This window comes from Hymenobacter sp. FMD4 (genome assembly GCF_058932745.1).
The window spans coordinates 1-24,503 of sequence record NZ_JBZYWH010000037.1 but is presented as its reverse complement, the minus strand read 5'-3'; the positions used below and the strand labels follow the sequence as shown (position 1 = coordinate 24,503).

Here is a 24,503-nt window from a genome sequence, read left to right as displayed (position 1 = left end):
CCTACAATTTCGGCAAAAGCTACCAGACTATTTTCGGAATGGCCTGTAGCAGCGTCGAATCGAGGTTTCGTTCTTTTTTAGGTGGATTTGATCCTACAGCCGAGGAGCTCAATGCAGGACATTGGCGGCCCGCGGAAGCTGGATACGCCTACAAAGATACCACTGCCTGGAGTCAATGCAGCAGTTCTTTTTCAAGGTCTACTTGACTATCAATATGTTGCAGCCAGTCGTACAAATATTGGTCCAGGGGCTGTTTTGCTGCCCAATGACTGCCCTATCCGTGCTGGCTACGGCGTACTGATCCTAAGTCGCGCTCGGGTTGATTTTTAGCGTAAAGCGGGTAGTCAGGACGCAGCAAAAAGCCCGGCCACTCACGAAGAGCAACCGGGCTTTCAAACCTTAGGCAGAGCTGGGCTACTCTACCATTAGGCGCAGCGTTTGGTAGCCGCTACGCACCATGTACACCCCAGTCGGCAGCCCTTCGGGCAGGCTCAACTGGGCGGCACCGGCAGCATCGGCTGGAACCCGCTGCACAAGGCGGCCGGCTGCGTCGTACACCTCTACGGCTGCCCCGGCAGTAGCTCCTGTTACCGTAGCGCGGCTACGGGCAGGGTTCGGGTACAGCTGCAGGGTGCTGCTAACGGCGGTAGAAATGCTTACCGTGCGTACGTCAGAATACTGTACTGAGCCGTCGGTATCTACTTGCTTGAGGCGGTAGTAGACCACAGCGGCACCGTAGCGGGCAATGCGGGCATCGAGCCACTGATAGTCGTGGCGGCTGCTGGCGTTGCCTTGGCCTGCTACCCGCGTGAGCGGCAGGAAGGCGCGGCCGTCGACGCTGCTTTCCACCTCGAAGTAAGCGTTGTTACGCTCCTGCGCCGTAGCCCAGCGCAGCTGCGCGTCGGCACCTTGGGCCTGCGCTGTGAAGCCGATCAGCTCCACTGGCAGCGGATTGGCTGAGGTGCCCAGCGTCCAGATAGAGAAGCCGGTAACACCAGTGGCCGTGACGACGTTGCTGGTAGCATTGCGGCTGCTAGCGGCCAAGTACTGCCACGGACCATTCGTACCGGTGGTGGAGCGGAACAGGCCTAGCGTTGATTCGCCCAGGTTGTTCAGTTCTGCGTCGAAGTACCCAAACTCCAGCGTCACGTTCAGGCCGGTGTTGTTTTGGGCCGTAATGTCGTAGTAGCGCTTGATGCTGGTGCTGTTGTTCTGGCCGCTGAGCGCAGTGCCCGTGACACGGAGGACCGTGGTCAGGCCAGGCAACGTGCTGCCGCTCGGCGTCAGGGCTAGCCCCAGGCCGCCAAAGGTATACCGGGTACCGGCGGTATTCAGCGTGGCAACGCTCAGCACATTGCCCAGCACGTAGCTGCTGCCGGTTTCAATAAGTGTGGCGCCGGTAGCCGTCAGATTGTAAACTCCCGTAGCTAGCTGGCCACTGCTCATGGTGAGCGTACCAGTTACGGCCGTGTGGCGTTGCAAGGTGAGCGTTGTATTAGCTGTTTTGTTTACCGTGAGTAAAGCAAACGAGCTAGTGCTGGTACCGCTGATCGACTGAGCCGTAGCACCCCGGAAAGCCACGGTGCCAGTGAGTGTGGCCGTGCCGTTGTTGGTCCAGTTACCGAACACTTCCAAGGTAGCACCCGCTGCTACGGCAAGCGCGGCCCCGCTGTTTACCGTTACATCAGCAGCCGTGAGGGTGCCGCTGGTCAAGCTGGGATAGCGGCTTAGTCCGCCGGGAATTACTACGTGAGTCAACGCATCCGGCGTCTTGCCGAAGCTCCAGTTGCTGCAATCAGTCCAAGCCGTGCTGCTACCGCCCGTCCAGGTAGTGGTGGGCGTGACGGGTACCGTTACCGTTACCTGAGCGGTGGCCGTGCTTTGGTTGCCGCTGGCGTCGGTAGCCGTCATCGTCACGTAATTGGTGCCCACTTCAGAGCAGGTGTAAGTTACCTGCGGAGCGGCAGCCGTACCAGCAGCCAAGTAAGCATAAGTAGCGCGCACGTACAGCCGTTTCACAGTTCCCACGCACGGGTCGCCAAACACCACATTGGTGGCCGGAATGCTGCCCGAGTTGTTACCAATCAGGTAGCTACTCACAGTCGCCACGCTAGTACTGGCGTGGCAGCCGGGGTTGATGGTGTAGTTGCCGGCGGAGCCCGTAGGCGTGCCGTAACTGGCAAAGTCAACCGAAGTGAAGATACCGCCGTTCGGGGCGGTCAGCGTCAAAGTACCGCCTTCACTCACTTCGCCAAAAATTACAGCCATGGAGTGTTTCTGCAGGGTATAGGTCAGCGAACTGCAGTTGTCGGTACTACCGTTGTTGATCTGCGTACCTGTCACCGTAGCCGTGCCGCTGGCATTCAGGTTCACGGCCAGGTTCTGCGCTACGGCAGTTGGAGCGTTGTTGTCCCGCACCGTAACCGTAGCCGTAGTCGTATTGCTGCCTCCGTAGCTGTCGGTTGCGGTCAGCATAACCGTGTTAGCTCCTACGTTAGCACAGCTAAAGGCTTGACTGCTGCTCGGGCTCATACGCAGGCTCAGGTTGTCAACGGCCGCGTCGAAGTCGGAGCCGTTGATTTCAGCGCGGAAAGCCAGGGTCACACTGCTCGCTGGGGCAGTAAAGCTATAGCTGAAGCTAGCCCAGGTGGTGCCTGGGTTGGGGAAAGTTGTCCGCTGGGTGCCGTTCACGTCAAAAGCCAGCAACGCAATGCCGATAGCCGGGCTACCATAGCCAGTACCGTTGCGGACGCTGCCGCTCACTACGTACGTCGCGCCGGCCGTCAGTCCGGTCACGGTCTGCGAGATGGTCGGGTCCGTAGGGCCGCCGTTGTCATTCAGGATGAACTGGCCGCCGGGGTTACCGCCTGTACTACGCCAGCCACCGGCACCATCAACGCTGCTGATGGTCCAACCAGTGGCGTTGGATGTAAATGCCCCGTTGCTGATGCGCTCGGTAGGGTCGCCCAGGCTCACTGTCACGGCGCCACAGGAAGAGCTGCTGCCGTTATTGATTGCCGAGGCTAGGACCGTCGCGGTACCGTTTGCATCCAACGACACGGTTACGTTCTGGGCCACCGCCGTTACGGTGCAGGTGCGGGTTACGTTCACCGTGTACGTGGTCTGGGTGGCGCCATCCTGCGCCGTTACCAGCACGGAAATAGTGTTGGCGCCTGGGTTCAGGGTAACGGGCGCCGAAGCCGTGCCACTCGTGACAAGGGTACCGTTTACCCGTACTGTAGCGTTGGCTTGCGTTATGGTTGGCGTTACCGTTGTCGAAGTCGCAGCCGTCGAGAGCGTGTAGCTGGTGGTGCCGGCGGCGAAGTTTGGGGAGAGCGTACCAGCGCTGAGCACGAGGTTGCTCAGGCTCGATACGTTCGATGGTGTGGTAACTGATAGTGCATTGGAGTGCGCACCCTGACCGGCAACGGACGTTTTATTGGCCCGTACCCGGTAGTGGTACGTGGTGCCAGCGGCCAGCCCCGTGAGTGCACGCGAGGTAGCACCCGTCACGGTGAAGGGCGAGCCTGAAACGGGAGCAGTAAAGGCGGCGTTGGTTGACACGTCGAGCACGTAGTTGCTCACTGTACCGATGGACGGGGCCGTCCAGTTGGCCGTGAATCCGCTGTTGCTGATGCTCGTGGCGGCCGTGGCCGTGGGCACCACCATCGCGTAGCTTTCCACCCAGTTGGAGGTAGCACCCGTCAGTGCGAAGCCGTTCAAGGTGCCGTTGTTGCCGTTGCTCGTCAGGTCGGGCAGCGTATTCAGTCCGGTATTGGTCCCGCCGGCAAAGCCCTGATCGAAATTGTAGTACGCCATCAGGTTGGCCGAGGTAGCCGGAACCGTGGCTACCATGCCTGCCTGAATCTGAGCCGCCGTACGGGCTTCCTTCCAAATACGCACTTCATCGAAGCGCAGGTTGGAGAAGTAGCTGGCCGTATTGTTATCGACAATAGCTCCCAGCAGCAAGTCGCGCCCGCTCACGTTGTTTACGGCGATGGTGCTGCCGGTGCTGATGGTATTTTCCAACACCCCGTTGACGTAAATGCGCAGCTGATTTCCCTCGCGCACGCCAGCCACGTGGTACCAGCGGTTCAGCACCAGCGCCGTGGTGGCACCGCATTGGTAGTTCGTGATGCCACTTTCCACCAAGAAGGAAGGAATGTCGTCGCTGCCGCCGGTGGTCGTGTTCAGCAGCCACTCGTTGGTGCCGGGCGAGGAGCCGGTGTTCCACTTGCCTGGGCCGCCGGTGTTGGAGAACCCCGCCGAGGACGCTTTCTTCAGCAGCCACATTTCTACCGTGAAGTTGCTCGTACCCATGTCCAACGAAGCATTGTCCGGTACGCGCACGTAGTTGCTGTTGGCGCTTACGAAATCGAGCGTGTTGCCCGGGGCCACGAGCGGACCAGTCGTCGTCGTGATAGTGCCCGAGTTGGCGCCTTGTCCCGTGACCGAAGTTTTATCGGCCCGGACGCGGTAGTAGTACGTTTGATTAGGATACAGCCCGGTAATGGCGCGCGAGGTGGCGCCGGTCACGTTGAAGGGCGAGCCGCTGATGGGGGCAGTGAAGGCCGCGTTGGTGGATACGTCCAAGCGGTAGCCGTTGTCCACGGTTCCGATGCCAGGAGCAGTCCAGTTGGCCGTGAAGCCACTGTTGCTGATGCTAGTAGCAGCCGTGGCCGTGGGCACTACCATAGCGTAACTTTCCACCCAGTTGGAGGCCGTACCGGTCAATTGAAAGTTGAACAGCGTCCCGTTGTTGCCGTAACCGGGCAGGTCGGAGAGCGTCGTCAGGCCCGAATTAGTGCCTCCGGCAATGCCTTGATCGAAGGAATAGTAAGCCTCTAGGTTGGTCTGCGGCACCGATAGCGGAGTGCGGTAGGTACTCTGGATTTCTGCCGCCGTGCGGGCCGTGCTCCAGATGCGCACCTCGTCGAGGCGGCCAACGAAAAAGCCGTTAGCGCCGGTTTGGAGCATCCCGAGGGTCAGGCGCGAGGGCGCCGAACGAGCCGCTGTGCCCGCACCGCTGCCGCTCGCTTCCAGTTGTCCGTCGATGTAGAGCAGGAAGGTGCTGCCGCTGCGGGTGGCCGCTACGTGGTGCCAGCGGCCGTCGTTTATGTCCGTCTGCGAAAAAATAGTCAGGTCGGGGTTGCCCATTCCGAAGGCGACCTTGTTACCCACCAGGGAAGTACCGAAGTCGTTGGTCACGCCGCCCACTTCCCCATCAACCAGTCCGATACCGCCGTACCACTGCCCGCTGCCGGGGGCGGTTTGGGTGGTGTTCACCCAGTACTCGACGGTGAAATTGTTTTGGGCGGTTTGCGGAATGCTAACGTAGTTCGGCGTGCTGTTGCTGAACGCTAAAGCATTACCGGGCGGCAACAACACGGTGAAAGCGGTGCTGTTAGCCGTGCCGGCGGCCGTGGTTACGCTGCTCGTGCCCGTAGCCGTGGCGCCTGCCGGTACGCGGAAGGTGATGCTGGTGGCTGTGTTGGTAATGATGGTGGCCGCTGCTCCGTTGATGATCAGGCTGGTAGCCGCGGTTAGGTTCGTACCCGTCAGCGTTACGAGCATGTTTATACCAGCTGGGCTGGGCGAGAAGCTGCTGATGGTGGGCATTAAGACCTGATTGCGCAGAATACTCACCGTGCCGCTCGAGTAGTTAGCTACCAGAGCATCCAAGTCTTGGTCTCCATCCATGTCAGCCAGGGCCACAAAGTTGGGATTGCTGCCCACCGTTATCAGCTGCTCCACGGCAAAGGTGCCAGTGCCGAGGTTACGGCATACACTTACCGATCCGTTCTCGAAGTTGCTGGTGAGGAAGTCCAAGTCGCCGTCGCCATCGATGTCGCCCAGTGCGATGCTGCGCGGCCCGGAGCCCACGGTTATTGAGGCGCCCAGGGTGAAGTTGCCGAGACCATCGTTCTTGGCTACGCTCACATAGTTGCTGGTGCTGGCGCCGCTGAGCAGGTCCAGGTCGCCGTCGCCGTCGATGTCGCCCAGCACCACGCAGCGCGGAGTGTTGCCAATGGTCAAGCTGGCCGAGCCGCTGAACGAGCCGCTGCCGTTATTGACGCGAATACTAACGGTCCCGGCCCCTTGGTTAGCAGTGAGCAGATCCAAGTCGCCGTCACCGTCAATGTCGCCCGTTATGAGGGCCCGCGTACCGCTGCCTGTTGCCACGGAACTGGCCGCACCGAAGCTGCCGCTGCCGTTATTGAAGCGAATTTCCACCGAGTTGCCGTCGTTGGTAGCCGTAAGCATGTCCAGATCGGCATCCCTATCCACGTCGGCTACGCTGGCAAACAAGGCTTCCCCGCCCGCCGGATAGTAAGTAGCCGCGCCGAAGCTACCGCTGCCGTTGTTGAAGGCCACGGCCGTTCCGGCGTTGGAACTGGTTGAAACCACCACGTCTAGGTCGCCGTCGCCGTCCAGGTCGGCAGCCGTCACTCCACGCGGGCTGTTGGTTACCGTGATGGGCGTGCCCATGGTGAAGGCTCCCTGCCCGTTGTTGAAGCCTACGCTGACGTTAGCGTTGCTGCTAGCCGAGAGGAAGTCCAAGTCGCCGTCGTTGTCCAAGTCGGCCCACGCTACCTGGAAAGGGGAACTAGCTACGGTCTGGCTACCAATATTCAGGAAGGTGCCCGGGCCTGTGCCGGCGGCCGCCGTGAACTGGTACACTTGTGGCGAAATGGTGGGAGCCCCGCCCACGCTGGCCACTGTAGAAGGAATGGTGGTAAACACCGTTTCCCCGGGCTTGAAGTTGGTGGTCGGGTTGAATGTAACCGTGCCGCCGCTGGTGCTGTACGCGCCGGCCTTCTTGCCCCCGGCCTGGGCCGAATACACTTTGATGCCACTGGCTGTGGCGTTGTCGATGTTCTGAGAGAAGTTCACCACCACGTTGGTGGTCAGGGCCGCAGTCAGGGCGTTGCGCGTGGGCGAGAAGGTGCTTACGGCCGGCGCATCCACCACGAAGGCGTTGGACGTGAACTGGGCGTACGTGTTGTCACTCGGCGGTTGAATGCTGCCCACCAGCACCCCATCGATGTACACATTCAGCTGCTGGTTGTAAGGCGCCCCGCAGCAGTTGGTGCGCTGGGTCGCCCGAAACCGCACTACATACCTGCCACTGCCCAACGTCAAAGTTTGCCGAATTGAGCCTGTTATTTGAATGAATGCTACCTGTGCCCCGCTCGGGGGTGTAGGTGGGCTAAAACCGCCGCCGGTCTGGCTAATCCCGGAAATCCCGGAATTACCAGTGAACGTCCAAGTACCACCTGTCGGATTGTACTGGAAGTTGTTGGCGCCCACACTGGGGGTTTCGAAGCTGGCGTTGGCCAGGGCCCCGGTTATGTCGGCGTTGTTCGACACTTGGATAATCTGCACCGCATCGACGAGAGCCGTTACGTCGCCCCCCCCGTTGCCCATGCCTTGGATGAGCAGCACCGGGTTGGCGGCCTGTACTGCGCTGGAAGCCAGCACGGCTGCGAGTAATGCAAAAAGACGCCAGGGCCAGGAGCTTACTTGCTTAAGTAAGAAACGCCCACCGGATGCGCGAGAAATAGGCCTCTGTGCCGACCGGGGTGTTGGAGGAGGATAGAAGTGTTGCAAGGTTTTTATCAGCAATGGAATTGGAACGGCCCAACTCCACGCTACAAAGGTCTTCCCTTGTTCCACGCGGCGGCATCGCATGATGATGCGACCCCTCCTAAATTATACCCCCCTCCTTACAGTACAATCTGCTACCCGTGTCGCTTGCGGCTCAGCAATTCGGCTTTGGAGTTAATCTGCAGCTTGTCGTACACGGTGCGGATATAGGCGCGCACGGTGTTGATGCTAATGCCCAGGCGGTCGGCTACCAGTTTGTAGCTCAAGCCCTGCTCCAAGGCTTCAACGATTTGTTGCTCACGTGGAGTCAGGCTGCTCTCAGAAGCGGCGGGTACTGGCCGGAAATAGCGTATCACGTGCCGGGCCACCGCCGGCGACATGGGTGAGCCACCGGTCACCACATCCAGAAGCGCCTGCTTGATGTCAGGCAGTGGCGTACTCTTCACCAGGTAGCCCACCGCCCCGGCACACAAGGCTTTGAAAGTCCGGTCGGCATCCTGGTATACGGTCAGCAATACCACTTCGGCCCCTGGCGCCCGGTCGCGCAACAGCCCGATGCCTTCGATTCCGGAGGCGCCTGGCAAGCCAATATCCGAAAGCACCAGACGCGGCGGCGGCACCCCATCGGCCAATGCTTCCAACATTTCTTCCACCGACCCTACCACTACCGTACACTCAAACTCCGGCTGGGCACATAGGTAGGTACTGAGCGCCTGACGAATGGCGGGTTGGTCCTCAATAATAGCCAAGCGGATTTTCATAATTCAAAATTACCGACCTCACTTATGCGACAGTATCGCATGTTGATGCGGGTTTTTCGCTTAGAAGGCCGCTTTGCCGCGCATTTCACGCCCATAGGCCTTCCAGCCCATCAGCAACGGCACGGCTACGCGCACCCGAAAACCGCCCTCTTCCCGGTCGCAGACGGCCGTGCCGCCGAGGGTGCGGGCCCGCTCCCGGATGTTGCGCAGCCCATGCCCCGAGCGGCGCACATGAGCAGTCGTGTCTTTAGTCAGTGCCTCTGGTCCCGCTTTGCCATCGTCTGTTACTTCCATAACTAGCAGGGGTGGCTGACCATCGGTGGTCAGGCGCACGCTCACAGTTACGCGCGTAGCCGCCACGGAATGCTTCAGAATATTGTGGAGACTTTCCTTATAGATCAGGTACAGATTACGGCGCAACAACACCGGCAAGCGTTGCCCGGGCAAATCAGCCGGAAAGTCAAAGCGCAATTCCAATCCCGCCGACCCAAGGACATCGTAGGCGTAATCGCACATGCGGTCGAGCAATTCGGGCAGGTGGTCGTTGTGGGCGTCGAGGCTCCACACCACGTCGTTGAGCTGGCGCACGGCCGAGCGGCTGGCGTCGGAAATTTGGCTGAGCTGCTGGCGGTCGGCCAAGCCTTCTTGCAAGAGACCGCTTTGCAGCGAAATCTGCGACAGCAGCGTGCCCACGTCGTCGTGCAAATCGGCTGCTATGCGGGTGCGTAGGGCCATTTCGCGGCGGCGCTGCCGGCGACGGTAGGCCCAGAGCACTACGCCGCCGCCCAACGCAGCTAGCAGCCCAGCTCCTGCTAGCATGGCTTCTTTGCGCTGCTGCCGCAGGCGGTCCAGTTCCCGCTCTTGGGTAAGCAGCCGGATGCGCGTGCGCTGCTGGCCTAGCTCGTTGCGGTATTGCAGCGCCGTGATGCGGCGGCTTACTTCGGCTCCGTTGAGGCTGTCCCGGGCGGCCATAAACTGTTGCTGCGCTTGGTAAGCGCGGGCAAACTCGCCTTGTCGGGCATACGCCTTGGCCAGCACCTGTTGCGCGTCCCGGGTGTCTTCCGGCGCGTGTAGTTGCTGACTTTCGCGCAGGCTTAGCCGGGCATAATACACGGCACTATCGGTCCAGCCGCGGTGCAAGCTGCTACGCCCTAATAGTCCCAGTACCCTTGGCACCGCCAGCGGAAGAATCTTACGGGCTGGCTCGAGCACGGTGTGGGCCCGCCGCATGGCGGCCGCATGGTGCCCAATCTGTTCGTCCATCTCGGCCAAATTGATATCCATGCGCAGCATTTCGGCCGTCAAATGCAGCTGCCCACTGATGCGCATGCTTTGGGCGTAGTACTGGCGGGCCTCGGCCCAGCGCTGCTGCCGGCGTCGTACTTCGCCAAGCTCCCCAAAAATCAGGTTCAGGCGGTCGGGATAATCCCAGCGCTGTGACACCTTCAGGGCGTGGCGCAGGTACTTTTCGGCCAGGGCCAGTTCCCCCAGCTGCCGGTACACGTTGCCAATCTGGATCTGCAAACTGGTATAGAAGCGGCGGGTGTCGCCGGCGTCGTACGAGGCTGGGACTTTAAAGTAGTGCGCCAGGGCCGTGGCATACTGGCCTTGTTGCGCGGCTATTTTGGCGAAACGCCCCGTGCAGCGGATTTGCCCCCCGATGTTGTGGACGCGGGTAAATTCTGCGTTCGACAGACTGAGCCAGTATTTCGCCTTGGGGTACTCCCCCAGCAGGATGTAGCAATCGGCCAGATCGAGCATCGCTTCGGCCTCAAAGTCGCGGCAGTGCAACTGCCTCGCGAGGCGCAGTGACTTTTTAAGGTAAGGCAGGCTGGCGCGGGTATCGCGCTGCTGTATTTCCCAGGCCAGCTCCGTCGTCAGCATGATTTTTACCGTATCCAGCTGCGGCCGGGCCTGGATAAGGGCCTGCAGGCTGTCGATGCGGTGCTGCGTTTGCCCGTTCAGCGCCCGCAACCACTGACTGCGGGCACTAGGCAAGCCAAGGCTATCGGCAGACTGCGGCGGTGAGGAACCGGCAGCCACCGCCGTAGTTCCGAACAGACTGATAAGCAACAGCAGCCATCGGCAGCATGAGGAAAAAAACGGCATATAGGCTAGCGGCAATGCCAGATTCAAAGCAAGGTGGAGTTGCTCATGAAGTCTGACCAAAGCAATGGCAATCAGGTGGGCAGCATAAAGATACTTAATTGAAAGTACCGAATATTAGCACCTCAATAATCATAGTTCTACAAAGCAACTGCCGCGTCACTTTCCCGGGAAAGTGACGCGGCAGTTGCTTTGTGCTCAGACGCGGTAACTGTGTAGGCTTAGCGCTTCGTGAAGATGGCCGACACCCAATCGTTGCGCGTCCGCATGGACTCGTAGTGAAAACCCTCACGCTCGGCCGCTTCGCGGATGAGGTGCATATCCTCTTCGTAGAAGCCCGAAAACAGGATGGGGCCGCCGGGCTTGAGGTAGCGGTAATAGGCAGCCATATCTTCCAGCAGCACGTTGCGGTTGATGTTAGCCAAGATGATGTCGAAGGGCTCCTCCCCTTCCAGCGCCGTGATGTCGCCGAGGCGGGCTTCCACTTTGTCCTGCACGTTGTTCTCCTGGGCGTTGTCGGCGGCGTTTTCGGCCGTCCAGGGCTCCACGTCCACAGCCAGCACGTAATCGGCGCCGAGCTGCACAGCCATGATGGCCAGGATGCCCGTACCACAGCCCATATCGAGCACGCGCTTGCCCTGGTGGTCCACCGTCAGTTGATTTTCAATCATCAGCGCCGTGGTGTTGTGGTGGCCCGTGCCAAACGACATGCGCGGCATAATCACGATGTCGTACTGCAAATCAGGCCGCTCGGGGTGGAACGGGGCCCGCACCGATACCTTCTCGCCGATGACCAGCGGCTGGAAATTCTTTTCCCACTCGGTGTTCCAGTTCTGGCGCGTAATCACGCGACTATCGGCCGTAGGGTGGCCGCCGGGCCAGTCGGCGTACTTGGCCAGTATCTCGGCCACGGCGTCCCGGTTGAATACGTCCTCGGTGGTGTAGGCGCAGAAACCTTCGTCGTTGTCTTCGAAGGTATCGAAACCGACTTCGCCGAGCTCGGCCACCAGAATATCGGCCAGATCAGCGGGGGCCGTTACGCGCAGTTCAATGAAATCCATGCGGGGTACATATGCGAATGTGGTTGAATGTGCTCAAGTACTAAATGCGGACGTGGGCACATTCGCGGTGCAAAGATGCGGCAGGTTTTGCGGGGTACCCAAAAAGCTGGACGAACCACACATACTTTTAGGGTAAGCATCAGTCCATTGGGCGGAACAGCTATAGGTCTCAATAAGCCCGAAACCGGCGCGTGGGGTTGGTTAAGCTGTAAACAAAAAACGCCCCTGGTCCGAACGTGTATAGTTCGGGCCAGGGGCGTTGGCTTTTGGAGGCAGGTGTAACGGCTAGTTCTGCCGGCAGCCGGCAAACGAGCGCACCTTGCTGTAGAAGATACCGAAATCGGCGAAGGCGCGGTTATCGGTCACGAATACGGTGAAGTCGGCGAAGTCGCGGGCGTCGGTGACGTACCACAGGCCCGGCTTATCGGCGAAGAGCTTATTCACTTCCTGATACACCACTAAGCTGGCAAAAGCCTCCTGCTGCTCCACGTACACCGTGGCCGAGCAGAACCCGCGGCGGCGCGGGTCGCGCTCCAGATAGATGCTGCCATACACTTTGCACGGATCGACGTAACCGCCGCGCCCTTGCTGCACCGGAGCGAAAAAGGGCACGCGCGGCGCGGCATCGGGCTGGGCCCAGCCCAAGGCAGCCGAAAGTAGAGTAATCAGAAACATAGGCCGAAAGTCAGAAGCAGGTCAAGCAGCAGACACCACGCCAAGTTGTTTGGTTCGGCGGCTCAGGCGCTGGTCTTTTTTGTTTAACGATGTCATTAAACCAGTAAGCAGATTTACCAATTACGCTTTTGCGCAAATTAGTAAACCTGCTTACCCTATAGAAAAGCCTTGCGTGAAGCCGGCAAACGCCGTCGGCGCGCAGCGAAGCTAGTTAAAACGACTTGATAATATCGGTGAAGTCGCGTGATTTCAGCGAAGCGCCCCCGATCAGGCCGCCGTCCACATCGGGTTGCGAAAACAGCTCGCGGGCGTTCTGGGCATTGGCCGAGCCGCCGTACAGAATGGTAGTATTCATGGCCGCCTCGGCGTCGTAAGCACGGGCAATCTGCTCGCGAATGAAGGCGTGTACTTCCTGAGCCTGCTGGCTGGTAGCCGTTTTGCCCGTACCGATGGCCCAGATGGGTTCGTAAGCCACTACAACCTGGTCAAACTCCTCATTGGAGAGGTGAAACAGGCCGTTTTTCAGCTGGCTTTCGATGTACTTAAAGGTGTCGCCGCTCTCACGCGTTTCCAGCGACTCGCCCACGCAGAAGATGGGCTTCAGGCCGGCAGCCAGAGCTGCTTTCAGCTTCTGGCTCAGCAGCTCGTCGTCTTCGCGAAAGTACTGACGGCGCTCTGAGTGGCCCAGAATTACGTATTCGGCACCGATGGACTGCAGCAGCCGGGCCGATACTTCGCCGGTGAATGCACCGCTCTCCTTCTGATGGCAGTTCTGGGCGCCAAGGTGAATGCGGCCGCCTTCGGGCAGCAGCCGGCCCACGACGGGCAGCAGCGGGAACGGCGGCGCAATGACAACCTCCACATTGGAGCTGGTCACTTCGTCCTGCACCATGTTCACGATTTCCGACACGAGAGCCTGGGCATCCTGGAGCGTGGTGTTCATCTTCCAGTTACCGGCGACGATATTCTTGCGCATAGCAGCGAGTTAGGTAGGGAATGGATTGGGCGGGCAAGTTAGCACCCAATCCGTCGGCTTCACGCACCTACGCCGCGGTGCGCCGGCGCCTGGCCCAGGCCAGCGCCAGGCCGCCCACTGCCACTACCGCGGCCCCGCCCAGGGCTATCCAGCCCAGCTCGGGTATATCATAGCGGCGCACAAACCAGATGCCCGTGAGCCCCCAGGCCAGCACCAGCGGGTACAGCGCATCGCGGAAGCGGCTGCTGATGAGTAGCCCCAAGGTCACTACCACTGCCAACAGGCCCACGCACAGCACCACCGTAATGTTGGTAGGCGTCGTCCAGCCCAGCTCGCGCAGGCCGATGATGAGGTTGACCACCGTCGCCACCGAAATCCAACCTAGAAAAAAGGAGAAGGGCCAGCTGGCCGCCGCTGCTGATTGGCGGGCCAGCACCAGCCGGCGCGCCCGGCCGTAAGCCAAAATCAGCGCCAGTAGCGTGAGCAGCATAAGCGCCGTGCATACCCCGATCAGTTCGTAACTAAAGCACACTACCCAGGCAGCGGCGGCGGCGTTGGCTACTACCAGCGGCCGGGCCACCGCGTCGGGCAGCGAATTGAGCCGCTGCGCGGGCAGCAGCTGCCATACCGCATAAATGGCTTCCGACAGAAAAATCAGCCCCCAAATGCTGAACGCCCAGCCTACCGGCGTGAGCAGCGTGGGGTATTGCGCCGATACCTGACCCATGTTTTGCCCGTTGGCAGGGTTGGTATTCCACCAGTAATTCAGCCCGATGCAGCCAAAAATGGCGGTGGCCGCCAGCCAGCGCCACGCGTAACCCGGCGTAGCAGTGGCCGATCTGAGCGAAGCCGAGGGGGCAATGGTTTCCATGGGGTAGAAAGTTTGTGTTTACGCAACCGTGGCAGCGGGCATTGGTTACCACTCAGGGCATCACCCGCCGCACACCGTGCTGGTCGTATTTACGATTGATATGGGCCGATATGCTGAAGCGGTGCTGCCCGACCTCCGCAAAACGAGAGCCACCCAGCCGAATATTGTACCCCTAAAGCAAATTCACGAAGCCACCCGCCCCGACGCCCAACGCGGGCGTGAGTACCAATTGACCGCGGCTGAAATCGGTGTAATATGCCGCCGATACGTCGCCGCCAAAGGCCATAGCGCCAAGCGAGTAGCCCACCTTGGGTCCCAGCAACAGCTTGTTGTTGGCCACCCGAAAATCGGTCGCGGCATAAGGGCCGTGACTGGCGGCACCCAGGGCCTGCCACTGCACCGCATGCCGGATTACCCCGACTTCCAACCAGGCTTTCGGCTGAAACGCGCCGCCCAACCGCAGCACCGTGCGGGGCGCCGAATAATACCGAGCACGCTTCCAGTTGGTGGTATCGGGCGTTTGAGCCAGGGCAGGCAGACTCAGGCACCCGAGTACTACGGCATTGAATAAGGAGAAATAACAGCTAGGCATAAACGCAAAGAAGCGGCGCGGAAATTACTTCCACGCCGCTTCTTTGCGTCAAGCCAAAGGCATCAACCCTGCTTAACGATCCAATTACGCCTGTCATCCTGACGAAGGAAGGACCTTACCACCGCTGAAACGAGTCGTTATAACGATTGTCGTTCTGGCGTGATAAAGCCCTTCCTTCGTCAGGATGACAAACTAGTTCTGATCAGTTATTCCATATAGCTTCTCGGCTAGGAAACGCGCGGTGTGGTTCTCGTCCTTGAGCTTCACAAACTCCTCCGGGGTGCCCTCAAATAACAAATGCCCGCCGTTGATACCGCCTTCAGGGCCGAGGTCAATGAGCCAGTCAGCGGCTTTTACGATGTCCATGTTGTGCTCGATGATGAGCACCGAGTTGCCTTGCTCCACCAGCGCATTCAGGGCCGTGAGCAGCTTGTTGATGTCGTGGAAGTGCAGACCGGTGCTGGGTTCGTCGAAGATGAACAGAATCTTATCCGACTGCAGCGTAGCCCCTTTGGTGAGAAACGAAGCCAGCTTCACGCGCTGGGCCTCGCCACCGGAGAGCGTGTTGGCCGATTGCCCCAAACGAATGTAGCCCAAGCCCACGTCGTTCAACGGCTTCAGGCGCTCGGCCACTTTGGGCTGATCGACGAAGAAGTCCAGCGAATCGGCCACAGTCAGTTCCAGCACCTCATCGATGCTCTTGTCCTTGTACTTCACCTCCAAGATATCCTGCTTGAACTTGCGCCCGCCGCAGGCTTCGCAGGTCAGGAAGATGTCGGCCATAAACTGCATCTCGATCTTCACCTGGCCTTCGCCCTGGCACACCTCGCAGCGGCCACCCTCGATGTTGAAGGAAAAGTGGGAAGGCTTCAGCCCGCGTGCCTTGGCCAGGGCTTGGTCAGCGAAAAGCGTCCGGATGGAGTCGTAGGCCTTCACGTAGGTTACGGGGTTAGAGCGGCTGCTTTTGCCGATGGGGTTCTGGTCGACGAATTCCACGTGCGTCACAGCGTTTACGTCGCCGCCGAGCTTATCAAACTTGCCCATGCTCTCCGATGTGGTACCGCCCAGGTGGCGCGTGAGGGCCGGCGCCAGAATGCGCTTAATCAGCGTGGATTTGCCGGAGCCCGATACGCCCGTTACCACCGTCATCACGCCCAGTGGGAACTTCACGGTGAGGTTCTTCAGGTTGTTTTCGCGGGCACCTACTACCTCAATGGCGTTACGCCAGGGCCGGCGCACTTTCGGCACGGGCACCTCGAGCTTGCCGCTGAGGTAGCGCCCGGTGTAGGTGTTTTCATCTTCCAGGATTTCCGGGTACGTGCCCTGAAACATCAGATTGCCGCCACCCGAGCCAGCTTCCGGCCCGATATCAATGATCTGATCGGCCTGCTCCATCATCTTTTCCTCGTGCTCCACCACCACCACGGTATTGCCAAGCTGCTGCAAGGAGCGCAGCACCCCGATAAGCTGCTCCGCATCCTTCGGGTGCAGGCCGATGGAGGGTTCGTCAAGCACGTACATGGAACCCACCAGCGCCGAGCCCAGCGAAGTAGCCAGCTGAATGCGCTGCGACTCCCCGCCCGAGAGCGTGTTCGACAAACGATTCAGCGTGAGGTAGCCCAAGCCCACGCGCACGAGGTAGCTGAGGCGGTTGTGCACTTCCGTCACCAGGCGGTCCGACACAGCTTTGTCGTGTTCCGATAGGGCGAGGTTTTCGAAGTAAGACAGCGCGTCGCGGATGGGCAGCAGAACCAGATCGGCAATGCTCTTACCATCGACTTTCACGTACTGCGCATCCTTGCGCAGGCGGGTGCCGCGGCAGTCGGGGCACACGGTGCGGCCGCGGTAGCGCGAAAGCAGCACGCGGTACTGAATTTTGTGCGTCTGGGTTTGTACCCAGTCGAAGTAGGCGTTCAGGCCGTCGAAGTATTTGTTGCCTTCCCACAGTAGGCGCTGTTCAGCCTCAGTCAGCTCGTTGTAAGGACGGTGAATGGGAAAATCGAAGCGGATGCCGTTTTTGAGCAACGGCTTCAGCCACTCACTTTGCTTTTCAGTGCGCCAGGGCGCTACGGCCCCTTCATACACCGTCAGCGTTTTGTCCGGGATGACGAGGTCGGGGTCGATGCCGAGTACCGAGCCGAAACCCTCACAACGCGGGCAGGCCCCGTAGGGGTTGTTGAAGGTGAAGAAGTTGACGTTCGGCTCCTCGAATTCAATGCCGTCGAGCTCGAAGCGGTCGGAGAACGTGCGGGTTTCGTCGGCGAGCCGCACCAGGCAGATGCCGTGGCCCTCGAAGAAGGCCGTCTGCACTGAGTCGGAAAGGCGGAACTGCAGGTCTTCGTCGCCGGGCTGAATCACGGCGCGGTCAATCATGATTTGCACCTCCCCTTCCGGCTCCGGTTGGCCCTCGGCCAGCAGGTCCTCGATGAAGGCCATTTCGCCGTTGATGACCACGCGGGCGTAGCCTTTCTGCAGCAGCAAGTCCAGCTCCTTACGTAACGGGCGCCCGTCTTCGCTGGCTACCAAGGGCGCCAGCACCATCACCCGGGTATCGGCGGGCAATGTGAACAGGTAGTCCACCACGTCCGACACCTGGTCTTTGCGCACCTCGCGCCCAGATACGGGCGAAAACGTGCGCCCCACGCGGGCGAAGAACAGCTTCAGGTAGTCGTAAATCTCGGTGCTGGTGCCCACCGTGGAGCGGTTGTTCCGCACCGATACCTTCTGCTCAATGGCAATGGCCGGTGAGATGCCGCGGATGTAGTCCACGTCAGGCTTGTCCATACGGCCCAGGAACTGGCGCGCGTAGGAGCTTAGGCTCTCCACGTACATACGCTGCCCCTCGGCGTAGAGCGTGTCAAACGCCAAGGACGACTTGCCCGAGCCCGACAGGCCCGTGACGACGATAAACTTGTTGCGCGGGAAAGCCACGCTCAAGTTCTTGAGGTTATGAACGCGCGCGTTCTTGATGATGATGTACTCGCGCGGATCGAGCTGATCAATCGGGTCGGCAGCCGGGGCGGCTACCTGCAGGTTCTCCTGGGCCATAGGTTCCTCTAACACCCAATCCCGCCTCTAAGGTTTCGGCTAATTGCATTAGCGCGGATTGGACCGCCGAAGGTACGACGGAACCTGTGCAATTGCAGGCCTCAAGTGTTTCTTGCCTTGCTAAAGAAGGACTATTGCTTAACATTGCTAATAAGACGTTTTCTGTTCAGATGCCCGTGCTTAGTCCTCTTGCTACGCTTGCTAGCGTATTACAATCCGTCTGTCGACAGGCGACTGATAATGGTGACCTACTAAAGAAGAATGAAGCAGCTACCCGTGCTGCATTGATTGATCCTGTTTTACGGGCACTAGGTTGGGACACGGCCAATGTGCGCATGGTGGAACCTGAGAAAACGATAGGCAGCGAGCTACGTGTAGATTATCTGCTATATGATAGCAGGGGCACGCCTCAAGTGGTAGTCGAAGCCAAGTGTTTGGGCTCGACTCTCGATAAGCACGGTTATGTAAGCAAGATTCTTGGTTACGCCCTCGGCTTCAAGGTGCAAACTGTGTTCATCACTGATGGCGTGCATTGGCATTGCTACGCCAATTTGCACAAAGGATCATCTGAGCCCGTTCTGTTTGAGCTAAGTGAAACGCAGACCTTAGCCGGTGCGCTACAGTTTGTGCAAAGGCTGGATGCGGCTCTTTTTGGTTACGGTTTGCCTGATAGTCCTATCGATACTAAGTGGAAAAACAACATCATGACTCCTGATGCCGCACTTGTGTTTCCCCTACCTGCGACAAAGCTCAAGCAGCCAAGTCTGCCATTACTACCCAAAGTCAATGGCTTCGTTAACCTTGATCAAGTCAACCCTTTGCAATTACAACCAGGGTTGAAACCTACACAGTTGCAGTTACCCGATGGCTCGACGAAGCCAATTAAAACGTGGAAGGATATTCTCCTTGAATCCTGTCGGTTTGTGCTGAGCAACAAGCCTCATATTCCAATACCCCTCCATGACAAAGCAGGCAAAAAGACATTTCTGTTTAACACCCGTAAGCCAGAGACTGGAAGTAGTGCTTCGATAGTTCAAGAGGGGCGCACAGTATTCATTTACACGAACTACAGCGCTAAAGACTGCATTGCCAACGCGCTGTACGTGCTCAGCCAATTGAATGGCGCTAAGACTGCCTCAGTAGCTTTTTGAAGTATTTCCACTGCATAACTGATTGGGTTACCAAACCCGAATGAGGCGCAGGCTCACATTAGCAGGAGGCATACTTGTTATATGCCTTACTATGCTTTTCGTCGATCAATTAGCTTTTGCGCCATCAAGATTAGTGCAAACATCCTGGGAATATGACCGTGGTGTGTATTTAAGCGAATTTATGCCCTGCACCGGCTGCATCATAGATGGCAGACGTATCTCAACAGCTGCCAAAGGAAGTTGGTACGCTGTTCTGGTACTTCCTGATAATCTCCTTCTGTATAATCCGGCTACTAAGCGGGCCTCTTGGTACACAGAGATGATAAGATGGAACGAACTAGCCGGCTTACAGTTTGGGTGGTGCAGAATCACGCGTAACCGGCTATAAACCGACAGATTTTACAGTAATAGTCGAACGCGCTATGGAAAAGGCCAGCAGTGAGGAACAGTCACCCACACTGGCGCGAGTTTAACGCAGCGTAACTCGTGACCAGCCATAAGTACAGGTTGGACCTCCACTACCGCCCCAGCAGCAAGCCGATGTTGCACCTCCCCACAAATCATGTGATTGCAGCGCAAAGCCCGGCGGCGGAAATTGCGGGCTTAACCAACGCCCGCGCCCGAGGACGCCAACCCTCAGGCCCACCGCCGCCCCGCCATGCGCACGTTCCTCGCCCTACTCGCCACGCTTCTCACCGTCTGGCTGCCGGCGCGGGCGCAAAGCCCGGGCATCATTGCCATCGACAACGTCAACGTCATCCCCATGACCTGGAAGACGGTGCTGCCGCGCCAGCGCGTGCTCATCGCCGACGGCAAGATTCTGAAGATAGAATCCGCCGCTGCGCCCCTCACCCTCCCGGTTAGCCAGCGCATCGACGGCACGGGCAAGTACCTGCTGCCGGGCCTGGCCGAAATGCACTACCACTGGCGCAGCAACGACATCCAGAGTGACTTCAAGCTACTGCTGGCCAACGGCATCACCACGGTGCGCAACATGGCCGAGACGGACGGGCGGCACCACTTGGGCATTCGCCGCCAAACCCAGGCCGGCGAACTGCCCCGCCTCAACTACTTCACCGCCGGGCCTTACCTCCAACGCCCGGCCCTGGACACGCCGGAGAAGATCCGCCAGGTGGTGCAGGCCCACCGCGACCAAGGCTACGACTTCCTGAAACTCGCCGATAACCTGCCCCGGGACTTGTACCTGACCTTGCTGGCCGAAGCGCAGGCTCGGCAGTTGCCTGTGGTGGGGCACGCCCAGCGTGAGTTGCCGCTGGAATACTCGCTACGCCTGAAATCCATCGAGCACATCGAGGAGTTCGTGTACCTAGCTGACGAGACCGGCCGGCCCCTGGCTAAGCAAAGCCGCGCCGCGCTAAACCAGGTGGCGCAGCAGGTGAAGGCCAGCGGCGCCTACGTGGGCACCACGCTAGTCGTCTTCGACTTCATCAACAACTGCCTCGACGACCAGAAATTCGCCGCACTCCAACAAAGCAGCCTGACCAAATACCTGGCCCGGCAACAGCGGGAGGACTTTCTGACCGAGCGCAACGACTACCGTAAGCTCCGTACCCGCGAGTTCGACGGCGTGAAAGCGCCCGCGTTCTTCCAAACCCAAGCCGCCTGGATTCGGAGTTTCGCCCGCACCCTGGCCCGCCACCAGGTCCCTCTCCTGATCGGCAGCGACACCTACGGCATGGTCATCGTAGGTTTCTCGCTGCACCAAGAATTTGAGTTGCTACAAAAAGCCGGACTCAAGCCCTACGATATCCTGCACGCCAGCACCGTCAATGCCGCCCGCTACCTGGGCACCTACCCCACGGATGGCACCATTACGGAAGGCAAAAACGCCAACCTGGTGTTGCTGAGCCAAAACCCGCTGATCGACATCAGGAATACCAAAGCCATCGAAGGCGTGCTGCTAAAAGGCCAGTGGTACGACCGGGCCCGACTGGATCAGATGCTGTGGGAAGTGGAAGCCGCATACCAGTAAATGTCTGGTTAGATAAGCCCTGGCAGCCTTACTGTATCAGCGGCCTACAGCATCATTTTATGCCCCTTATCTCCTCAAACCATGAAAATAGAAGCACACAAAATCAATGGGGTTAACATCGCCGAAGTCACCTCTACGGGCCTAGTTATTACCAAACTAGCAGACGGGCTGGCACTGCTGGGCGACTTGTACTACCAAGGATTCGACAAAGTAATCCTGTACCAGGAGAACATTACCGAGGACTTCTTCGATTTGAAAACAGGCATAGCCGGTGAAATCCTCCAGAAGTTTTCGAATTACCGGGTCAGCTTGGCTATTGTGGGCGACTTTACGCGCTATTCTAGCAAGAGCCTCCAGGATTTCATCTTGGAGAGCAACAAGACTAAACACGTCAACTTCGTTAGCTCAACGGCCGAAGCGCTGGGTGCAGCGACTGACAATTAATCTATAGCAAGCTGGGCAGTGGCAGTTGGGGTCCTTTGCCTGAACCTGAATCCGTATTATCCGGCCTAGAATAGCCTCGCGCAACCGTTTAGTTACTTAGTGTCCTAAGCAATTAAACTGTTCCTATACAAAACCAGCCGCCCGCTTTTACGTCGATGCCTTTGGTCATTATAAAGCCAAATCAATTAAGCCACTTGACATAGAAGCTAATAGAGATTGACACACAGCATGTTGATTTTTGAATCACCAACACATTCTTTTCTCGTCTGATTCTGAACCAGTCTAATTGGTGCTGGCAATAATCTTATTGTAATACTCCGTCATAGTCACCACATCCTGTAGGTTATCGTAACGCAATCCTTTGGAGCTAATAAAATCTTCCATTTCTGAGGTGCGATTGGCAAATAGCTTCAGCACGCTTCTACGGTTGGGCATAAACTCAACAAGGTTTTTCTGCCCGGGCTTTAATAAGTACAGCGTGGCCTCGCGCATGTACACTTGCTCAGCGGTGCGAAGCTCGCCGGTAGTCGCCGGATTGGCTGTAGGCTTGCGCCCAATACCGTGCAGTACAAACAATTGCACTGCACCGTCGGTGGTTATGGCTTCGAAAAAGTTCCGACCACCGCTTACTTGGCTGTTCGTATAGTTTTGTGACTGAAACAGTCGGCTGTTAGGGCGGTTGGCTGGACCCAGCGTAAAACTCGTTACTTCATTTGCTGGCAGCAGCCGCACGCCGTTACTGGCCGATGAGTCGCGGACCTCAATGGCCTGTAGCGCCATGTTGTAGCGAATGCCACTACTCACTCTTTTCTTCCCCTTGCTCAGTACCACGGTACCTGGCAGCCAGTCCTCGGTATAATACCCCCGCCCGGGTACTTTACTGAGCGAGTTCATCACCATATTGTATTTCTGGGAGTTTATAGCGGCATTGTTCGCGGCATCGAAAATCTCCCGATTCATAAACTCAAAAGCTGGGACAGTGGTATTACCAAAGCCGCTAATTCCACCGTCTTGGGCCAAGGCGACTGAATTAAATATTAGGGTAATAGTTAGAGTCAGTAGAGTCGGTTTCATTGGGAGAACCATCAAGTATATAGTCGTCAATATAGATAAAAATCTGTTTGACACTTGCAGCCGTTCCGCTCGCTTTTATTGATGGCGGCAGCCAAGCTAGGTTTACCGACCAGCGGCGTGCCTGCAACGCATAATCACCGGCACTGTGTATGACGTGCATTTTATACAGAGAGGGAGCTTTAGTGAGGGCATATGACTTAGTCGCTTCCGGCAACACCTACACTGCGCCAGCGCAGCCCACTACTCGCCCTCTTGGCTGACCATCAACAAATAAACCACCCTCTATACAAGCAGCCACCCGCCCGCTTGCTGGTCGACGCCTTTCGTCTTTGTAGTTAGAGAAGCCTGGAGGTTGGAAAGAACTGAACCATTCACCCCGACCATCCCGCAGTTGTGAAAGCACAACTGCACCATCATCGTATCGGGACAAAAATCTTGAATTGTCTTTGGCAGCTTTGCCTAAAACACGCCAGCCCCGTTGCGCGCAACGGGGCTGGCGTGTTATTTGAGTAACGGTATTCTCATACGGTCTGGAATAAACAACTCTATTGTGGAGCTACCGTATGTGGCCTCACCAATGCTTTGCTTATTTTTGAAGTTCTGCTGCCGAAAACCGTAATTACAAGTGCTACACCCCACCGCTAATTTCACTTTATGAAGATTTTTTTACGCTTACAGGCTTTGGTGTGGCTCTTGGCATTGGTGCCCCTGCTGGCGGCAGCCAAGCCGGGCCCAGCCGATTCTCCGCTGGGCGGGCAATGGAAAGGTGAAATCAAAGTGCCGGGCGGCAACTGGGAGCTGGTCGTCACTATTGTTCCTCTTTCCAACGGCTCCTTGTACGCTACGCTGGATGTGCCTAAGCAAAAGATCAGCCGCATGCCGGTAAAGGCCATCGTGAAAGGCTCCGATGTAAGCATGCAGATTGAGGAAGCGGCCAGCAAATTCACGGGGAAGCTTTCCGTTGATGGCAAGAAGATGAGCGGCACTTGGTCGCAGCCGGGCCTTACAACGGCCTTGGTGCTGGAGCGTAGCAGCGGCTCACCCATCAATGCAGCTAATTTCAAGCCCTCGGCTCCTTACCGCGAAGAGGAAGTAGTGGTGCCCAATAAGGTGGATAAAGTACGGCTTACGGGCACCCTGACCATGCCGCAGGGCAAAGGCCCTTTCCCGGCCGTGGTGCTCATCTCGGATTCAGGCCCGCAGGACCGCAACGCCTCGGTAGATAACTTCCGCATGTTCAACATCCTGGCCGATTACCTTACTCGGCGCGGCGTAGCTGTGCTTCGCTACGACGACCGCGGCGTGGGCAAGTCGAGCGGCAATTATCAGATGGCCACCACCGCCGACCTCGTCTCCGATGCGCAGGCGGCTATGGGCTTTCTGCGCGCGCACTACCGCATCAACAAGGCACACGTGGGCATGATTGGGCACGGCGAAGGCGCCAACGTGGCCCTGCTGGCCGCCACGCACAAGATTGCGCCTAGCTTCGTGATTTCACTGGCTGGCTACGGCCTCTCGGGAGCCGAGCTGCTGAAGCGGCAGCAGGTTGAGATTCTGCGGCTTATCGGAGCTAATACGGCCCAGGTAACCTCGGCCCTACAGTTGCACGAGCGCATGCTGAATATCATCCGCGAGACGCCCAACGACGACATGGCCCGTGCCAAGGTGGCCGCCATGCTACGCATGAGCAACGCTGATATCGATTTTACCATGGTACAGGCTCGGGCCACCCAGCTCACCTCGCCCTGGTACCGCTACTTCATCGACTTCGACCCCAAAAACCGACTAGGCGAAGTAAAATGCCCGGTGCTGGCCCTGAATGGCACCGCCGACGTGCTGGTATCGGCCAATCGTAACCTGCCGGTGCTGCAGAAAGGCCTCCGGGCCAAAGGCAACCGCAATGTATTGGTATACAAGCTGCCGGGCGTAAACCATTGGTTCCAGGCTGAGCAAAGCCAGTGGCCGATGGTCAATGGCGTGATTCAGCCGACTTTTTCGCCGAAAGCACTGGCTTTGATTCACGGCTGGGTAGCCCAAAACAGTTCGCCTAAGCCCATTGAAGTCGCTTCGCCCTTCGCCAAAAAAGCCGCCTCGTCTTCTTCGGCTAAAGTCAGTGCCAGCAAAGGTGCCCCGGTTCGCGAAG

15 protein-coding genes are annotated in these 24,503 nt (G+C 58.3%); 4 read left to right on the top strand and 11 right to left on the bottom strand.

What is annotated here, in order from left to right; all coding sequences use genetic code 11:
* Positions 1 to 414: 414 nt before the first annotated feature.
* From AC5FXY_RS21165 to uvrA, 9 genes are all read right to left on the bottom strand, one after another.
* Entirely contained in the window at positions 415 to 7,482 is a 7,068-nt protein-coding gene (locus AC5FXY_RS21165; protein ID WP_493558719.1) for an FG-GAP-like repeat-containing protein, read from the bottom strand.
* A gap of 260 nt (positions 7,483 to 7,742) precedes the next feature.
* Positions 7,743 to 8,369, bottom strand: coding sequence for a response regulator (locus AC5FXY_RS21160; protein ID WP_493558718.1), 627 nt, complete (start codon positions 8,367 to 8,369; stop codon positions 7,743 to 7,745).
* A 60-nt stretch (positions 8,370 to 8,429) separates the two neighbouring features.
* Positions 8,430 to 10,478 (bottom strand): tetratricopeptide repeat-containing sensor histidine kinase, encoded by a 2,049-nt coding sequence (locus AC5FXY_RS21155; protein WP_493558717.1) that lies wholly within the window; start codon positions 10,476 to 10,478, stop codon positions 8,430 to 8,432.
* Between the two features lie 218 nt (positions 10,479 to 10,696).
* Positions 10,697 to 11,536, bottom strand: coding sequence for a 50S ribosomal protein L11 methyltransferase (gene prmA / locus AC5FXY_RS21150; protein WP_493558716.1), 840 nt, complete (start codon positions 11,534 to 11,536; stop codon positions 10,697 to 10,699).
* A gap of 285 nt (positions 11,537 to 11,821) precedes the next feature.
* Positions 11,822 to 12,211: a 7(1) septoil knot domain-containing protein gene (locus AC5FXY_RS21145; protein ID WP_493558715.1), complete on the bottom strand. Its 390-nt coding sequence runs from the start codon at positions 12,209 to 12,211 to the stop codon at positions 11,822 to 11,824.
* A 211-nt stretch (positions 12,212 to 12,422) separates the two neighbouring features.
* Positions 12,423 to 13,187, bottom strand: coding sequence for a triose-phosphate isomerase (tpiA, locus tag AC5FXY_RS21140; RefSeq protein WP_493558714.1), 765 nt, complete (start codon positions 13,185 to 13,187; stop codon positions 12,423 to 12,425).
* 67 nt (positions 13,188 to 13,254) lie between these two features.
* The gene (locus tag AC5FXY_RS21135) at positions 13,255 to 14,058 is read right to left on the bottom strand and encodes a TspO-related membrane protein (protein WP_493558713.1); all 804 of its coding nucleotides are present in this window, start codon (positions 14,056 to 14,058) and stop codon (positions 13,255 to 13,257) included.
* A 172-nt stretch (positions 14,059 to 14,230) separates the two neighbouring features.
* The gene (locus AC5FXY_RS21130) at positions 14,231 to 14,650 is read right to left on the bottom strand and encodes a hypothetical protein (RefSeq protein ID WP_493558712.1); all 420 of its coding nucleotides are present in this window, start codon (positions 14,648 to 14,650) and stop codon (positions 14,231 to 14,233) included.
* A 192-nt stretch (positions 14,651 to 14,842) separates the two neighbouring features.
* Positions 14,843 to 17,698: an excinuclease ABC subunit UvrA gene (gene uvrA / locus AC5FXY_RS21125; RefSeq protein ID WP_493558711.1), complete on the bottom strand. Its 2,856-nt coding sequence runs from the start codon at positions 17,696 to 17,698 to the stop codon at positions 14,843 to 14,845.
* A gap of 176 nt (positions 17,699 to 17,874) precedes the next feature.
* Between uvrA and AC5FXY_RS21120 the strand changes: the two genes are divergently transcribed.
* From AC5FXY_RS21120 to AC5FXY_RS21110, 3 genes are all read left to right on the top strand, one after another.
* On the top strand, positions 17,875 to 18,849 hold the full coding sequence (locus tag AC5FXY_RS21120; protein ID WP_493558710.1) for a hypothetical protein: 975 nt from the start codon (positions 17,875 to 17,877) through the stop codon (positions 18,847 to 18,849).
* Positions 18,850 to 19,507: 658 nt separating this feature from the next.
* The gene (locus AC5FXY_RS21115) at positions 19,508 to 20,842 is read left to right on the top strand and encodes an amidohydrolase family protein (RefSeq protein WP_493558709.1); all 1,335 of its coding nucleotides are present in this window, start codon (positions 19,508 to 19,510) and stop codon (positions 20,840 to 20,842) included.
* A gap of 81 nt (positions 20,843 to 20,923) precedes the next feature.
* Positions 20,924 to 21,286, top strand: coding sequence for a DUF4180 domain-containing protein (locus AC5FXY_RS21110; RefSeq protein ID WP_493558708.1), 363 nt, complete (start codon positions 20,924 to 20,926; stop codon positions 21,284 to 21,286).
* A 282-nt stretch (positions 21,287 to 21,568) separates the two neighbouring features.
* Here the strand turns inward: AC5FXY_RS21110 and AC5FXY_RS21105 are convergent, their stop codons facing one another.
* Positions 21,569 to 22,246 carry a hypothetical protein gene (locus AC5FXY_RS21105; RefSeq protein ID WP_493558707.1) on the bottom strand — a complete coding sequence of 226 codons (678 nt, stop codon included), beginning with the start codon at positions 22,244 to 22,246 and terminating at the stop codon, positions 21,569 to 21,571.
* Between the two features lie 70 nt (positions 22,247 to 22,316).
* Positions 22,317 to 22,520 (bottom strand): hypothetical protein, encoded by a 204-nt coding sequence (locus AC5FXY_RS21100; protein WP_493558706.1) that lies wholly within the window; start codon positions 22,518 to 22,520, stop codon positions 22,317 to 22,319.
* Positions 22,521 to 23,014: 494 nt separating this feature from the next.
* On the opposite strand from AC5FXY_RS21100, the gene AC5FXY_RS21095 reads away from it, so the two are divergent.
* Positions 23,015 to 24,503: alpha/beta hydrolase family protein (locus AC5FXY_RS21095; RefSeq protein WP_493558705.1), on the top strand; the 1,489-nt coding region annotated here is incomplete at its 3' end.

Excerpts from the sequence above, each read along its gene's own strand:
- AC5FXY_RS21160 (WP_493558718.1), bottom strand. The coding sequence starts at position 8,369 with ATGAAAATCCGCTTGGCTATTATTGAGGACCAACCCGCCATTCGTCAG.
- AC5FXY_RS21155 (WP_493558717.1), bottom strand. The coding sequence starts at position 10,478 with ATGCCGTTTTTTTCCTCATGCTGCCGATGGCTGCTGTTGCTTATCAGT.
- prmA (WP_493558716.1), bottom strand. The coding sequence starts at position 11,536 with ATGGATTTCATTGAACTGCGCGTAACGGCCCCCGCTGATCTGGCCGAT.
- AC5FXY_RS21145 (WP_493558715.1), bottom strand. The coding sequence starts at position 12,211 with ATGTTTCTGATTACTCTACTTTCGGCTGCCTTGGGCTGGGCCCAGCCC.
- tpiA (WP_493558714.1), bottom strand. The coding sequence starts at position 13,187 with ATGCGCAAGAATATCGTCGCCGGTAACTGGAAGATGAACACCACGCTC.
- AC5FXY_RS21135 (WP_493558713.1), bottom strand. The coding sequence starts at position 14,058 with ATGGAAACCATTGCCCCCTCGGCTTCGCTCAGATCGGCCACTGCTACG.
- AC5FXY_RS21130 (WP_493558712.1), bottom strand. The coding sequence starts at position 14,650 with ATGCCTAGCTGTTATTTCTCCTTATTCAATGCCGTAGTACTCGGGTGC.
- uvrA (WP_493558711.1), bottom strand. The coding sequence starts at position 17,698 with ATGGCCCAGGAGAACCTGCAGGTAGCCGCCCCGGCTGCCGACCCGATT.
- AC5FXY_RS21115 (WP_493558709.1), top strand. The coding sequence starts at position 19,508 with ATGCGCACGTTCCTCGCCCTACTCGCCACGCTTCTCACCGTCTGGCTG.
- AC5FXY_RS21110 (WP_493558708.1), top strand. The coding sequence starts at position 20,924 with ATGAAAATAGAAGCACACAAAATCAATGGGGTTAACATCGCCGAAGTC.
- AC5FXY_RS21105 (WP_493558707.1), bottom strand. The coding sequence starts at position 22,246 with ATGAATCGGGAGATTTTCGATGCCGCGAACAATGCCGCTATAAACTCC.
- AC5FXY_RS21100 (WP_493558706.1), bottom strand. The coding sequence starts at position 22,520 with ATGCACGTCATACACAGTGCCGGTGATTATGCGTTGCAGGCACGCCGC.